Origin of the sequence: Pseudomonas sp. Ps21-P2 (assembly GCF_039672565.1) — a bacterium.
In the GTDB taxonomy this organism is placed as follows: domain Bacteria; phylum Pseudomonadota; class Gammaproteobacteria; order Pseudomonadales; family Pseudomonadaceae; genus Aquipseudomonas.
The window spans coordinates 233,945-248,844 of the sequence record NZ_JBDFPL010000001.1 but is presented as its reverse complement, the minus strand read 5'-3'; the positions used below and the strand labels follow the sequence as shown (position 1 = coordinate 248,844).

The 14,900-nt window shown below is 62.1% G+C and carries 13 protein-coding genes; 7 read left to right on the top strand and 6 right to left on the bottom strand.

What is annotated here, in order from left to right; genetic code table 11:
* Positions 1-10 precede the first annotated feature (10 nt).
* Genes ABEH28_RS01065 through ABEH28_RS01055 form a run of 3 tightly spaced genes read right to left on the bottom strand, consistent with a single transcriptional unit; the run spans position 11 to position 3,159 of the window.
* Positions 11-328: a hypothetical protein gene (locus tag ABEH28_RS01065; protein WP_282373232.1), complete on the bottom strand. Its 318-nt coding sequence runs from the start codon at positions 326-328 to the stop codon at positions 11-13.
* Entirely contained in the window at positions 325-1,689 is a 1,365-nt protein-coding gene (locus tag ABEH28_RS01060) for an acyclic terpene utilization AtuA family protein (RefSeq protein WP_346628824.1), read from the bottom strand. Before ABEH28_RS01060 ends, ABEH28_RS01065 begins: the two co-directional genes overlap by 4 nt.
* Positions 1,690-3,159, bottom strand: a complete 1,470-nt coding sequence (locus ABEH28_RS01055) for a citrate:proton symporter (RefSeq protein ID WP_346628823.1) — start codon at positions 3,157-3,159, stop codon at positions 1,690-1,692.
* Between ABEH28_RS01055 and ABEH28_RS01050 the strand changes: the two genes are divergently transcribed.
* The 5 genes from ABEH28_RS01050 to efeO (ABEH28_RS01030) all read left to right on the top strand — a co-directional run bounded on the left by ABEH28_RS01050 (position 3,158) and on the right by efeO (ABEH28_RS01030) (position 8,574).
* Positions 3,158-4,036: a LysR family transcriptional regulator gene (locus ABEH28_RS01050; protein WP_346628822.1), complete on the top strand. Its 879-nt coding sequence runs from the start codon at positions 3,158-3,160 to the stop codon at positions 4,034-4,036. The two genes, ABEH28_RS01055 and ABEH28_RS01050, sit on opposite strands and share 2 nt — an antisense overlap.
* 202 nt (positions 4,037-4,238) lie before the next feature.
* Positions 4,239-5,120, top strand: coding sequence for an iron uptake transporter permease EfeU (gene efeU, locus ABEH28_RS01045; RefSeq protein WP_192175103.1), 882 nt, complete (start codon positions 4,239-4,241; stop codon positions 5,118-5,120).
* Between the two features lie 8 nt (positions 5,121-5,128).
* Positions 5,129-6,340: an iron uptake system protein EfeO gene (gene efeO / locus ABEH28_RS01040; RefSeq protein WP_346628821.1), complete on the top strand. Its 1,212-nt coding sequence runs from the start codon at positions 5,129-5,131 to the stop codon at positions 6,338-6,340.
* Positions 6,341-6,405: 65 nt separating this feature from the next.
* Positions 6,406-7,722, top strand: a complete 1,317-nt coding sequence (efeB, locus tag ABEH28_RS01035; RefSeq protein ID WP_346628820.1) for an iron uptake transporter deferrochelatase/peroxidase subunit — start codon at positions 6,406-6,408, stop codon at positions 7,720-7,722.
* A gap of 27 nt (positions 7,723-7,749) precedes the next feature.
* Positions 7,750-8,574, top strand: a complete 825-nt coding sequence (gene efeO, locus ABEH28_RS01030; protein ID WP_192175100.1) for an iron uptake system protein EfeO — start codon at positions 7,750-7,752, stop codon at positions 8,572-8,574.
* 1,209 nt (positions 8,575-9,783) lie between these two features.
* Here efeO (ABEH28_RS01030) and ABEH28_RS01025 read toward each other — a convergent pair.
* From ABEH28_RS01025 to ABEH28_RS01015, 3 genes are read right to left on the bottom strand one after another with little or no spacing between them, the layout of a single operon-like run.
* Positions 9,784-10,554, bottom strand: a complete 771-nt coding sequence (locus ABEH28_RS01025; RefSeq protein ID WP_346628819.1) for a molybdopterin-dependent oxidoreductase — start codon at positions 10,552-10,554, stop codon at positions 9,784-9,786.
* Complete coding sequence (locus ABEH28_RS01020; protein ID WP_122622694.1) at positions 10,547-11,170, bottom strand: cytochrome b/b6 domain-containing protein; 624 nt, start codon at positions 11,168-11,170, stop codon at positions 10,547-10,549. Before ABEH28_RS01020 ends, ABEH28_RS01025 begins: the two co-directional genes overlap by 8 nt.
* Positions 11,171-11,227: 57 nt before the next feature.
* Positions 11,228-11,851, bottom strand: coding sequence for a hypothetical protein (locus tag ABEH28_RS01015; RefSeq protein ID WP_346629179.1), 624 nt, complete (start codon positions 11,849-11,851; stop codon positions 11,228-11,230).
* A 311-nt stretch (positions 11,852-12,162) separates the two neighbouring features.
* Here ABEH28_RS01015 and ABEH28_RS01010 point away from each other — a divergent pair, with 311 nt between their 5' ends.
* A complete protein-coding gene (locus ABEH28_RS01010; protein WP_346628818.1) occupies positions 12,163-12,858 on the top strand; it encodes a heavy metal response regulator transcription factor in 696 nt (231 codons plus the stop codon).
* Positions 12,831-14,222 (top strand): heavy metal sensor histidine kinase, encoded by a 1,392-nt coding sequence (locus ABEH28_RS01005; protein ID WP_346628817.1) that lies wholly within the window; start codon positions 12,831-12,833, stop codon positions 14,220-14,222. Before ABEH28_RS01010 ends, ABEH28_RS01005 begins: the two co-directional genes overlap by 28 nt.
* Positions 14,223-14,900 lie beyond the last annotated feature (678 nt).

The following is a 14,900-nucleotide window of genomic DNA, read 5'->3' as shown; positions in this document are numbered from 1 at the left end:
ACTCTCGATCCTAAACCTCAATATCCAGCAACGCCGCCCCCAGCGCTTTGCCGTGGGCATCCAGCGCCAATGACCGTGTAACGCCCCCCTTCAAAATCCCCGGCAGCACAAAATTCAGCGCGTGTACGTTTGGCAGTTCGTACCGACGCACCCGCAAAACATCGTCTCCCAGCAACTCGGCAAAATGCTCCGCCACCCGTTCGGCCGTCAGCACCTCCAACAATCGCGGGTAGTCTTCCGCCTTGAAAGCGATCACCGAAATATTCGAGGTGTCGCCCTTGTCGCCGGTCCGGGAATGGGCCAGTTCGCGCAATTTCACGGTGCTCACAATGCGTCCTCCAGATGAACCTGCGCCTTGACGACATCCCGCGGCATCAGCAGCGACGCCACGGCCACCACTTGCCGCACGCCCTTGGTCGCGCCGCCGCCGCCATAGGGCCCGTTGGTGTAGAGGGTTTCGACTTCATTGCCGATGCGCACGGCTTCGGCCTTGTCTGCACAGCGCGCCGCGACCCGCAGGCGCACCTCCCACGGCTCGGCCGCCGTCCGCGAACCCAGCGCCGCACCGTGCAATGCGTCGACGCCAATCAGCTCGGCGCGCACGTCATCGAAGACCACGCCGGTCAGTTGCAGACGTTCCAGCACCACGTCCCGCGCCAGTTGCGCGCGGGGCAGTGCGCCGGGGCCGCCATAGGAAATCTGCCCTTCGCCGATCCAGCCGTCGAGATAACCCACCGAGACCTTGAGCGTCTCGGGTCGCGCGCGGCCATCGGCGCCCTCAGCCCGTACTTCGTTGGTGGCAACTGGATGGAACGACACGCCGGAAAAATCCGCCGTCACGTCCGGGGTCAGGTACGCCGCCGGGTCGTGCACTTCATAAATCATTTGCTCGGTGCAGGTGGCGGTGTCGATGCGCCCCCCAGAGCCTGCGACCTTGCTGATCACCGCCCTGCCCTCGGCATCGACTTCCGCCAGCGGAAACCCGAGGCGGGCCAGATTCGGCACCTCTTTAACGCCCGGATCAGCAAAGTAACCGCCAGTGATCTGCCCGGCGCATTCCAGCAGATGGCCGATCAGCGTACCGCGTCCCAGCCGCGTCCAGTCGTCCTCGGCCCAGCCGAATTCGAACAGCTGCGGCGCAAGAAACAACGAGGGATCGGCGACCCGACCGGTGATGACCACATCAGCATCGGCCTTCAGCGCCTCGACAATCCCCTCGGCACCCAGGTAGGCATTCGCCGAGATAAACCGATCACCTAACGAAGCAATCGTCGCGCCGTTATCGAGCACCTGTTCAGGACTCGCCTTTAGAACAGCGAGCACGTCATCCCCTGTCACCGCCGCGACCTTCAGCCCGTGCAGCCCCAACTTGATCGCAATGCGCCGCACTTCCCGCGCCGCCGCCAGCGGATTGGCCGCGCCCATGTTGCTGATCAGCCGAAGCCGACGTTGCCCTGCTTCCCGTCCACGCCCCACAAACGGCAGCACGCGACGCATGCGCTCACTCAGCAGCGGGTCGAAACCGGCCTCGGGATCGCTGAGCCGCGCTTGTTGTGCGAGGGCAATGGTGCGCTCGGCCAGGCACTCGAAAACCAGGTAATCCAGTTCGCCCTTCTCAGCCAACTCAACGGCGGGCTCGATACGGTCACCGGAATAACCGGCGCCAGAGCCGATACGTAATGTCTTCATTTAAAACACTCCCAGCAACAGTGCGGTCAGGGTCATCAGCACCGATGCGGCAAACAGAAACGGAATGGTGAAGCGCTGGTGGTCGGCCAGTTCGACCTTGCACAGCCCGACCAGCAGGAAGGTGGCCGGCGTCAGCGGGCTGACCGGGAAGCCGGTGGTGTGCACGCCCAGCAGCGAGGCCTGGGCCACTTGCAGCGGATCAACGCCCAGGGAGCGACCGACTTCGGCAATCACCGGCATCACGCCGAAATAGAAGGAATCGGGATCAAACAACAGGCTCAGCGGCATGGACAGGAAGCCCACCACCATCGGAATCAACTTGCCGTGGCCGGCCGGGATTTGCGCCACCGCCACTTCGGCCATGGCCTTGAGCATGCCGGTGCCCTGCATGATCCCGGTGAAGACCCCCGCCGCCAGAAGAATGCTGGCCATGGTCAGGGCGGTCTTGGCGTGGGCATCGATGCGCGCGCGCTGGGCGTCGACGTTGGGGTAGTTGATGCACAGCGCCAGCACCGTGCCGACCATGAACATCACCACCGGATCGACCCAGCCGGAAATCATCACCGCCATGACCACAATGGTCAGCACCAGGTTGAGCCAGAACAGACGCGGCCGGCGCAGCACCGCTTCCTGCTCGGTGAGCACACGCTGCGGCACCACGTCGATGTGCTCGGCCGTGGTTTGAAAGCGGCCCAGCCCCAGGCGCTTTTCCTCACGCCGCCCGAGCATCCAGGCGCAGAAGAAAACAAAGGCCAGGCCGACGATCTGCACCGGAATCAGCGGCTGGAACAGTTCGGACACGGGTACATGCAGCGCCGCCGACGAACGCAGCACCGGCCCGGTCCACGGCAGGAAATTTACCCCCGCCGCCATGGCCGCGACGCAGGCCAGGATCCGCCGATCAATACCCAGCCGCGTGTACAGCGGCAGCATTGCCGGGATCGTCACCAGAAAGGTCACCGCGCCGGAACCGTCGAGGTGCACCAGCAACGCCAGCAGCGCAGTGCCGACGACAATCCGCGTAGGACGCGTGCCGACGGTGCGCAGGATGCGGTCGATGATCGGGTCGAGCATGCCGGCGTCGGTCATCACGCCGAAGAACAGAATGGCGAACACGAACATGCCGACCACCGGGGCGACGTTCTTGATGCCGGTGATGATGAAGCCGCTGGTTTGCAGACCGAATCCGCCGATCAACGCGGCGATGATGGGCAAGGCAATCAGGGCAACCAGGGGCGAGAGGCGCTTGCTGATGACGGCAGCGAGCAGGCAGAGGACGGTAATGACACCAAGGGTGGCGAGCATGGTTTGATCCTTCGTCATCCCTGACCGGCGGGCGGCGGGACGAGCTGTTGTTGTTTTCAGCGAGTATCGAAACGGGGGTAAGCTTTGTAAATTGAAATGTTCGGCGCCCTGCGTTCGGAAAAACCGAATGACGCCGCGACAAGAAGCATTGGAAATCAGCGCCATGAAAAACTCGATTCAGCACATCCGCGCGTTCCTGACCGTTGCCAACACCGGCAGCTTTGCCAAGGCGGCGCTGGAGCTGAACCTGTCGCCGTCCGCCCTGACCGTGCAGATCCAGCAGCTGGAAGAATGGCTCGGCGTTGCCCTGCTGGAGCGCAGCCCGCGCCAGGTCAGCCTGACCGCTGCGGGTCAGAACAATCGCGGGCCCATGGAGAAACTGCTGCTGGAGCTGGACAACATCGTCAGCGGCTCGCGGGATCTGGCCGCGCTGCGTCGGGGGGTGGTGACCGTCGCTGCCCTGCCGTCGATGTGTTCCGGCACGCTGCCGCCCATTCTGAAAACCTTCCGCGAGCAGTTCCCCGGCGTCGAAGTGCGCTTGCGTGACGTGGTCGCGCAGCGGATCGATGCGCTGGTGCGCGAGGGCGAAGTGGATTTCGGGCTGGGGGTGCGGGCGCGCATGGGCCACGGGCTGGCGTTCGAGGTGGTGATGGTCGACCGGCTGAGCCTGTTCGTTCCCGCTGACCATCCGCTGGCACGGGAGCGTTCGATCACCCTGCAGGCTCTGGCCGGACAGCCGATCATCCTCACCGGTCGCGACAGCAGCGTGCGCGAGCGGGTGGAACGGTTATTTGCCGAAGAAGGGCTTGTGCTGACGCCCGGGCTTGAAGCGAACTACATGTCGACGGTGATGGCGCTGGTGCGGCAGGGACTGGGGATGACGTTGCTGCCGGAGTCCGCCGACGAAGGCCGCGGCGATTTGACGCAGGTGCGGGTCGAGCATCCTGGCGTGTGTCGGGAGATCGGGCTGATTACCCGTGCTGGATCGGACCCGAGCCCGGCAGCGCTGCGATTCGTCGAGACCCTGAAAGCCGCGCTGTGAACGCTAAAACGCTCTGGCCGCTTGCGCGCTTAAAGCTTCCAGCTCCCTCACTGCCTGAACCCCGGCTGAACAAGCAGGGTTTTGCAAAAAAACCAGTGCACGCATTCAATAATGAGTATCATTATGTTACACAGTGGCTGAATGCGAATGGCTACCCGACGCATTCACGTCGCACACCCTATCAGATATGCACCGGTGATAAATGCTCGTTCCTTTTTTGATCATGCTGCGCGAAGGGATTGAAGCCGCGCTTATCGTTGGCATCATTGCCAGTTACCTGAGACAGACCGGCCGCGGCGAGTGGATGCCTGCGGTGTGGATCGGCGTGTTCCTGGCGGTCGCCCTGGCGCTGTTCGTCGGCGGTGGTCTGGAGATGGTCAGCGCTGAGTTTCCGCAAAAGCAGCAGGAACTGTTCGAAGGCATCGTCGGCCTCGTCGCCGTGGTCATCCTCAGCTCGATGGTCGTGTGGATGCGCAAAGTCGCGCGCTCGGTCAAGCATGACCTGCACCAGTCCCTGGACGCCGCTCTGGCCGGGTCGAGAAACCAGACCTACGCGCTGATCGGCATGGTGTTCTTCGCCGTCGCCCGTGAAAGCCTCGAAACCGTGTTCTTCCTGCTTGCCGTGTTCCAGCAGAGCGAAGGCGTGTCCGGCCCGCTGGGTGCGCTGTTCGGCCTGATCATCGCGGTGTGCATCGGCGTCGCGATCTATAAAGGCAGCATGCGCCTGAACCTGAGCAAGTTCTTCCGCTACACCGGCCTGTTCATCCTCGTCGTCGCGGCGGGCATTCTGGCCAACTCCGTGCGTTCGCTGCACGAAGCCGGGGTCTGGAACCACTTCCAGGACGTGGTCTTCGACATCAGCGCGATCCTGCCGATGGACGGCCCGACCGGTTCGGTGCTGGCCGGCATGTTCGGCTATCAAGATGCGCCGACCGTCAGCGTGCTGGTGGCGTACCTGGCGTACCTGGTCTTTGCGCTGTTCCTGTTCTTCAAGCCCCAGGCGCGGGTGGTGAGTCTGCCCACCCGCCCGGCCCATGAACACGGTCACACTTCTTCGGTTACGCATTCAGTTACGAACAAATAAGGGCTCCCATGAACTCCACTGCCAACGGCCTTCCTCCCAAGAAAGCCAAGCCCCCTCGCGCCTTGCAGTTCGCCGTTGCAGGCTCGGTGATTTTGATGATTGCCGCCGGCGCCATGTTTTATTTCGCCTCCCAGGCCGCGCAGCAAAAGCGCATCGCCAACAGCGGCAATGAAACCGTCGTGACCATCAACGCCAAAAGCTGCGAGCCGAATTCGATCACCGTGCCGGCCGGGAAGAACGCTTTCCGCATCGTCAACGCTTCGGATCGCGCCGTGGAATGGGAAATCCTCGACGGCGTGCTCGTGGTGGAAGAACGCGAAAACATCGTTCCGGGCCTGAGCCAGATCATCAACGCCAACCTGCAGCCGGGCGACTACGCCATCACCTGCGGCTTGCTGAGCAACCCGCGCGGCACCCTGCACGTGACGCCGACCGCTGAATCCGATGCCGCTGCCAAAGCGCGTCCGTCAATGGTCGCCTTCATTGGCCCGCTGTCTGAATACCGCGTCTACCTGAGCACCCAGAGCAGCGCGTTGATCCGCGCGGTCAACGATTTGCAGCAGGCCATCGACAGCGGCGATCTGGCCCAGGCGCAGAACGCCTACGCGCCGGCCCGTGCTGCCTATCAGCGCATCGCCCCTGCGGCGCAGCGCCTGTCCGAGTTGGACAACGCGATCAACGCCCGCGCCGATTACTACGAAAAACGCGAACAGGACCCGGGCTTCGGCGGCTTCCACCGCCTGGAATTCGGCCTGTTCTCGCAGAAATCCGTCGAAGGCCTGACGCCGGTCGTGCAGAAGCTGCAAACCGACATCGCCAGCCTGAAACAGCAATTGCTGGCCCAGAGCATTGCTCCGGAACAGCTGGCAAGCATGGTCGTGCGCAACATGCGCAGCATCGCCGAGGTGCGCAGCAACGGTGAAGAAGAACGTTACAGCCACCTCGACGTGAACGGCTTTGCCGCCAACCTGGAAGGCACGCGCAAGGTCATCGACCTGCTGCGTCCGCTGCTGGCCAAGTCCTCCGGCGACGTGCTGAAAAAGATCGACACCGCGAGCACCGCCCTGGATGACCAGTTGCTGATGCTCAAGACCGCCGACGGCTTCAAGCCGTACGACCAGGTCAGCACCGAACAACGAAAACAAATAGCAGACAAGGCCAAGGCACTGGCCGACGCACTCGATGGAATCGATCCGGCCCTCGGCCTCTCAGGCCTGTGAGCGTGCCCAGGCGGGTGCCCCATGCACCCGCCCGGCCCTGAAACCAGAGCGAAGACAGCATTCACATGAAAGACTCCGATTCAAAAAACGCGCCGATCTCCACTGACCGTCGCCGCGTCCTGCTGGGCCTTGGCGCTGCGGGCGCAGCGGTGGCCGGTGCCAGCCTGACCGGCAACGCGTTCGCCGCCACCGCGCCGGCGCAGGTCACCGAAGCACCGAAAAGCGAAAAAACCCAGGACCACAACGAGTTTCACGGCCCGCATCAGAGCGGCATCGTCACCCCGCGCCCAACCGCCGGGATGATGGTCTCCTTCGACGTGCTGGCCCAGGACCGCGAAGACCTTGAGCGCATGTTCCGCACGCTGAACGAGCGCATTGCGTTTCTGATGACCGGCGGCCCCGTGCCCCAGGTCGATCCGAAACTGCCGCCACTGGATTCCGGCATCCTCGGCCCGGTGGTCACGCCGGACAACCTGACCATTACCGTGTCGGTGGGTGACTCGCTGTTCGACGACCGCTTTGGCCTCGAACCCGTCAAGCCCAAGCGTCTGCAGCGCATGGTCGGTTTCCCCAACGACGCGCTGGAAGCCGATTGCTGCCACGGCGACTTGAGCATTCAGTTCTGCTCGAACGCCCCGGACAGCAACATTCACGCCCTGCGCGACATCGTGAAAAACCTGCCGGACCTGCTGCTGGTGCGCTGGAAACAGGAAGGCACCGTGCCCGCGCAAGCCCCGCTGAAACCGGGCCAGCCGCCGGAAAGCGCGCGCAACTTCCTGGGCTTCCGCGACGGCTCGGCCAACCCCGATTCGAACAACCAGAAGACCATGAACGAGCTGGTCTGGGTGCAACCGGGCAGCGACGAACCGGCCTGGGCCGCCAACGGCAGCTATCAGGCGGTGCGCATCATCCGCAACTTCGTCGAGCGCTGGGACCGCACCCCGCTGCAGGAGCAGGAATCGATCATCGGCCGGGTCAAAACCACTGGCGCGCCGATGCATGGCAAGACCGAAACCGACGTCCCGGATTTCCAGAACGATCCGGAAGGCAAGATCACCAAGCTGGACTCCCACATCCGCCTGGCCAACCCGCGCACGGCCGAAACCCAGCGCAACCTGATCCTGCGTCGCCCGTTCAACTACTCGAACGGCGTGAACAAGAACGGTCAGCTGGACATGGGTCTGCTGTTTATCTGCTATCAGGCGGATCTGGAGAAAGGCTTCATTACTGTGCAGACGCGCCTGAACGGCGAGCCGCTTGAGGAGTACCTCAAGCCGGTGGGCGGCGGGTATTTCTTCACCCTGCCGGGCGTGGTCGACAGCAACGATTTCATTGGCCGGTCCTTGCTGGCCGCCTCTGCCCACACAACAAAAACTGCCTGACAACCCTTACCTCACAGGAAGAGCTCTATGAAAAAGTCGCCCCTCGCTTTGTTGCTGACCTTTGGCCTGTTGCAGACATCGATGTCCGCGTTCGCCGCCACCGCGCCGCTGGATCTGGTCACGCCGGTTTCGGATTACAAGATCTACGTGACCGAAAACGTCGACACCCTGGCCGCCGACACGCAGAAGTTCACCGACGCGATCAAGAAGGGCGACCTGGCAACGGCGAAAAAGCTGTTCCCGACCACGCGTTTGTCCTATGAGTCGATCGAGCCGATCGCCGAACTGTTCAGCGACCTGGACGCGTCGATCGACTCCCGTGAAGACGATCACGAGAACGGCGTGAAGGCCGACGATTTCACCGGTTTCCACCGTCTGGAATATGCGTTGTTCTCGCAGAACACCACCAAGGATCAGGGCGTGTTCGCAGACAAGCTGTTGGCTGACGTGAAGGAGCTGCAGTCGCGTATCGCCGGCATCACCTTCCCGCCAGAGAAAGTCGTGGGCGGTGCTGCTGCGCTGATGGAAGAAGTCGCGGCGACGAAGCTGTCGGGTGAGGAAGATCGTTACAGCCATACCGATCTGTATGACTTCCAGGGCAACGTTGACGGTTCGAAGAAGATCGTTGATCTGTTCAAGCCGCAGTTGGAGCAGTCGGACAAGGCGTTCGTGGCGAAGGTCGAGAAGAACTTTGCGACCGTGGACAAGATCCTGGCGAAGTACAAGACCAAGGACGGTGGCTACGAGACGTACGATAAGGTGAAGGAGCAGGATCGCAAGGCGTTGGCAGGTCCGGTCAATACGTTGGCTGAAGATCTGTCGCAGATGCGCGGGAAATTGGGCCTGAACTGATTCGTCAGGTACTCAAGAGCCCGCTTGCCGAGAGATCGGCAGGCGGGCTTTTTTGTTGTTGAGGATTGGGGACATATCCGTAATTTGTGGTTGCTGAAATTATGGTTCCGCCCTTACGGCGGGTCACTTTTGGCAAAAGCGCCCGGATTGCCGGCCCAGCCAAAAGTAACCAAAAACGCTTTGCTCCCGGTTGGGCCCGACTTCGTCGGGTTCCTTCACTCCGGTCCCGCTCCGTGGGCCCGCGCCGAACGTACATCCATGTCCGCAACGGCGCTCTCGCCGCATCAAGGCGGCTCGGCCCACTCCGCGAAACCTGCGTCCAGCCTGCACCCAAGTCGCGATTGGCGGTGTTTGAGCCTTTTGTGTCCGAAGATCAAAAGCACATCAAGAGCAGATCAAGGGCTTCCCGGCTGAAGCCGGTCCTACGGTGACCGCGGTGTTTTTAGGACTGGCTTTAGCCGGGAAGAGGCCGGAATGTTCGCTATCAGTTTGCGGCATGACGATCGACGCCTTCCCTGCTGAAGCAGGTCCTACAGGACACCGCGTGCATTCAGTGGGACCGGCTTCAGCCGGGAATGGACGCGGAGCGTCCTGGGATGCATACCCACGCGGAGCGAGGGCACGATCAGCAAAGCAGGTCCCACGGGGTGTACGCGGTGCATTCAGTAGGACCGGCTTCAGCCGGGAAGAGGCCAGCCCAGGCGCCAGCATTTTTGCTGATCGCACACCCATCCTGTGGGAGCGAGCTTGCTCGCGAATGCTGCATTTCAAACACCAATTATTCGGCGGATGTACCAATGCCTTCGCGAGCAAGCTCGCTCCCACAAGTCCCCAGCATCCTTAGCCCGCAATCCGCCCTTGATCCGCTCTTGATCTGCTTCTGATCTGCTCTTGATCTTCCTACGCAAAAAGATCAAACACCGCCAATCGCGACTTGGGTGCAGGCCGAACGCAGACGACGCGGAGTGGGCCGAGCGGCATGGATGCCGCGAGAGCGCCGCTAGGACATGGATGTCCGTTCGGCGCGGGCCCACGGAGCGTCGTCGAAGTGAGGGTATTCCGACGAAGGAGGAACCCAACCAGGAGCAAGCACCCTTGGTTACTTGGGGTGCTTTTCCAAGTAACTCGCCGAAGGCGAAACCCGAGGCCGTTAGGCCGACGCTTTAGATCTTGATCTTGATCTTGATCTTGATTCTGAAACGAACGGGATCAGATCCCGCTAAACCAGTTGTACCCCTGATCCTCCCAATACCCCCCGGGATTCTCATTACTCACCACAATCTCGACAATATGCTTCGGATTCTTGAAGCCCAGCTTCGTCGGCACCCTCACCCGCAACGGATAACCATACTCCGGCGGCAGCGCCACCTCGGCAAAGTCCAGCGCCAGCAACGTCTGCGGATGCAACGCCGTCGGCATGTCCAGACTCGAGTAATACCGATCCGCGCACTTGAACCCGACAAACTTCGCCGTCGTGTCCGCCCCCACATGCTCCAGAAACGTCCGCAACGGCACACCGCCCCACTGCCCGATCGCGCTCCACCCCTCAACACAGATCAGGCGCGTGATATCGCTGCGCTGGGGCAACTTGCGCAACCCCTCCAGCGTCCACGGCGCCTTGTCGCGCACCAGCCCCGACACACCCAGCTTCCAATCCGCCGTGTCCAGTTCCGGAATATCATCCTCGCTGTAAAACGCATTGAACGGAAACGGAGTGCGGACCTGATCCTTGCTGAACGTCGGCGCCAGCTTTTGCCCGCTGAACAGCCACGCCTGAACCCGGTCGTTCCAGCGCGACATGCTCCACAGCACCTTATCCACCTGATCGCCGTCCTGCAGGTTGCAACCGGTGAGCATCGCCATCGCGCCCACGGTCAGCCCGCCCTTGAGGAAATGCCGACGCTGCAGGCTCTCCAGCTGGATCTGCTGGGCTGGCTCCAGTTTGATGCGCGCAATGGCGCGTTTTTTAGGCTCAATCATGCTCGACCTTCCCGCTCTCAATCCCACGCGTACCGCCAGTGATCATCGGCATCAGGGTTTTCGGCACCATCAGCACCAGGGCCAGATGCACCACCACGAACGCGCCAATGAACGCCATCGCCGCAAAATGCACGTAACGGGCGAAGTCGTATCCGCCGAACACAGCGGTCAATTCCTGCAACTGAATCGGCTTCCAGATCGCCAGCCCCGTGAGCACGATCAACACGCCGGCGGCCAGCACCAGCCAATACATCAGGCGCTGCACGGCGTTGTAGACGCCCTTCTCGTGCTTGAGACGAAAACGCAGCGCGTCAAGCATGTCGCGCTTGACCGCTGTGGGGGTGACCGGCAGGAAGTCGCGCTTGAAATGCCGCGTGAACAGGCCATACAGCACGTAGATCAGGCCGTTGATCACCAACAGCCACATCACTGCGAAGTGCCACGCCAGCGCGCCACCCAGCCAGCCGCCCAGGGTGAAATCCCGGGGGAAGGAGAAGCGAAACAGCGGCGAAGCGTTATAGATGCCCCACCCGCTCATGAACATGCAGACCATGCCGAAGGCATTGATCCAGTGCGTCAGGCGGATGGGCCATGGATGAATTCTGGTTTTTTTCATGGTGCGCGACTCATCACGGATTCGGTGAAAGCGGCGCCGTGAGACGCCGCAACCCGCTTACATCGGCGGCTGGAAGCCGTCTTTGCCGACCGCGACACCGCGTGCGGTCTTGCCGTCTTCGCCCGGGAACACGACGATTTTCGCGCCCTTGACCAGCTCATCGACCTTGCCCGGCTGCACGTAGGCAATGGGCACGTCTTCCGGCACGACCAGCTGCTTCTCGCCGCCTTTGTAGCCGACGCTCAAGGTACGACCGTTGGCCTTGCCGCTCAGCTTGCCAACGGTGCCATTGGTCATGGTGCCGGTGCTGCCGTCCGCGTTTTCCCAACCGTAGTGGCCTTCACCGCTGCCTTTCAGGCTGGGTTCGAACACCGTCACTTCCAGGGCTTTCAGCGTGCCGTCGGCCTGTGGGGTCGCGGCGGAACCGATGAAGCTGTCCGCTTTGATCGATGCGATGTCAGTCTTGGAGACCAGACGGATGCCGGTCTTGTCGGTCAGGCCGATGCTCTGATGGGCGCCGGAACGGGTGGTGAAATTCAGGGTGTTGCTGTCGACGCTGTCGACCGTCCCGCGCAGTGGCTTGACCACAGGCATGTCACCCGCCGCCATGCCGGCGGCAGAGGCCATGACGGCGGCGCTGAGCATGAGCATGCCGAACGTAGTGGTCAGGGCTATCTTCATCTTCATCGGTGGATTCCTTCAGGCAGTTGGGAAAGTTGAAGCTGAACGTCATGTGTTGCATGACCACCATCCTGTACCCGTAACCGGCACCCGACAATGACCGCCCGATTACATTTTTGTCATTCGGGCGGCAGGTTCGTCACGACGCCGATCAATGACAAAAATGTAACCGACCGCGCGCCATCCGTTGGTTACACTCCACATCCGGCGCGGCCTGCAGCCCCTCGCGCCTGTTCTGACCCAATCTGATGAATCATCCGACACCCCACGCCGGCGACGCTGCCAATGACGTGAAGCGAGCCTGACCGACGATGCACATTCTGCTTATCGAAGACGACACCAAGACCGGCGAGTACCTGAAGAAAGGTCTTACCGAGTCCGGTTACAAAGTCGACTGGACCCAGCACGGCACCGACGGCCTGCACATGGCCCTTGAGCACAGCTACGATTTGCTGGTGCTCGACGTCATGCTGCCCGGCATCGACGGCTGGCAGATCATCGAAATCCTGCGGGCGAAGCAGGATGTGCCGGTGCTGTTTCTCACCGCCCGGGATCAGTTGCAGGACCGCATTCGGGGCCTGGAACTGGGCGCCGACGATTACCTGGTCAAGCCGTTTTCCTTCACTGAATTGCTCTTGCGCATCCGCACCATCCTGCGTCGCGGCGTGGTGCGCGAGGCCAATCATTTTCATCTGGCCGATCTGGAACTCGACCTGCTGCGCCGTCGGGTCACGCGCCAGCAACAGGTCATTACCCTGACCAACAAGGAATTCGCGCTGCTGCATCTGTTTCTGCGCCGCGAGGGTGACGTGCTGTCGAGGGCGCAGATCGCTTCGGAAGTGTGGGACATGAATTTCGACAGCGACACCAACGTCGTCGACGTGGCGATCAAGCGCCTGCGCAGCAAGGTCGACACGCCCTACCCGATCAAACTCATCCACACCGTGCGCGGCATCGGTTACGTCTGCGAGGTGCGGCCATGCGAGCCCGACGCCAGCCATCCCTGACCCTGCGCGCGACCCTGGCGTTTTCGGTGGTGGCCATGCTCGCCGTCGCCAGCGCCGGCATGTACCTCTACGAGACCATGAAGGGCGCGGTCATGACCCGCAGCGACCATGCGGTGCTGGCGCGGCTGGACCACTTTCGCAAACTGCTGCAGTACGACCTGACCCTGACCACGCTGCAAAGCAGCCCGCAGCTGTTCGAGAACATGCTCGACAGCGAGGACGACATTTTCATCATCGCCGAGCCGGGCAAGCCGGCGGTGATCATGGTCAATCCGCTGCACGCGCCGCTGCCGGAGATGCCGGTGGTGCAGGCCAACAGGCCGCTGAGCGTGGCCGACATGCGCAGCGGCATGCTGGACTCAGGGGTGCCGATGCGCGCGGCGACGGTCGAAGCCGTGTCCGGCGGCAAGATTGTGCATCTGACGGCCGCGCACATCGCGGTCAAGGAGATGGCCACTCTGGCGGGTTTCCGTAACCGCATTCTGTTCGCCGTGGCGCTGGCGTTCGTGTTCACCGCGCTGCTGGGTTACATGTTGCTGCACCGGGGTCTGCGGCCGCTGCGCAGGATGGCCAGCCACGCGGCGGCCATCACCCCGGCGCAACTGGACAGCCGCATGGACAACCGCGACACGCCGGTCGAGCTGCAGCAACTGGGCGAGGCGTACAACGCGATGCTCGACCGGCTTGCCGATGGCTATCAGCGGCTGACGCAGTTTTCCGCCGACCTGGCCCATGAAATCCGCACGCCAGTAGGTTCGCTGATGGGGCATTGCCAGGTGGCGCTGCGGCAACCGCGTACGGAAGATGAATATCAGGCGTTGCTGGCCTCGAATCTGGAGGAGCTGGAACGCATCTCGCGGATGGTCGAAAGCATCCTGTTCCTCGCGCGCGCCGATGAAGCGCAAGCCGCGCTCAATCGCCAGACGCTGGACCTGGCGGACGAGATGCAACGGGTTACGGGCTATTTCGAAGGGCTGGCGGAAGAACGGGACATCGCCCTGCACACCGAAGGCGACGCTCGGATTGAGGCTGATCCCCTGTTGCTGCGCAGGGCGCTGAGTAATCTGGTGGCGAACGCGATTCGCTACGCCGATGAAGGCAGCGTCATCGATGTTCGTGTGGTTGAAAGTGCCAGGCACTGCCGGATCGAAGTAGAGAACCAGGGCCCGACGCTGGACGACGCGACCCTGGGCAAACTGTTCGACCGCTTCTACCGCGGCGATGCCTCACGCCACCAGAGCTCCGACTCCAATGGACTGGGCCTGGCGATCGTCGCCGCGATCATGCAGCTGCATGGCGGCGAAGTGACGGTCAACCAACCGACGCCGGGACGGATCTGTTTCGGGCTGGTGTTTCCACGATAGCGCGCAGCGCAGACTGTCACCTGCCGGCGGATGATCTGTAGGAGTGAGCTTGCTCACGAAGAGGCCGGTACATCCGCTAGATCTTCAGCGGTTGGAATTAAGTCATCGCGAGCAAGCTCGCTACCACGGGATCGGTGATCGACTCGGAATCTTGGTCACGCTGCGGGACCTGTAGGAGTGAGCTTGCTCACGAAGAGGCCGGTACATCCGCTGGATCTTCAGCGGTTGGAATTAAATCTTCGCGAGCAAGCTCGCTCCCACCGGATCGGTGATCGACTCGGGATTTTGGTCACGCTGCGGGACCTTGAGGAGTGAGCTTGCTCACGAAGAGGCCGGTACATCCGCTAGATCTTCAGTGGTTGGAATTAAGTCTTCGCGAGCAAGCTCGCTCCCACGGGATCGGTGATCGACTCGGAATCTTGGTCACACTGCGGGACCTGTAGGAGTGAGCTTGCTCGCGAAGAGGCCGGGGCATTCAGTCGCGTCCTCCGGCGGCTGAAAGTAAGCCTTCGCGAGCAAGCTCGCTCCCACCGGATCGGTGATCGACTCGGAATCTTGGTCACGCTGCGGGACCTGTGGGAGTGAGCTTGCTCACGAAGGGGCCGGTACATCCACTACATATCCAGTGGTTGAAATACCGTCTTCGTGAGCAAGCTCCCACAAGGGCGGTGTTTAAGG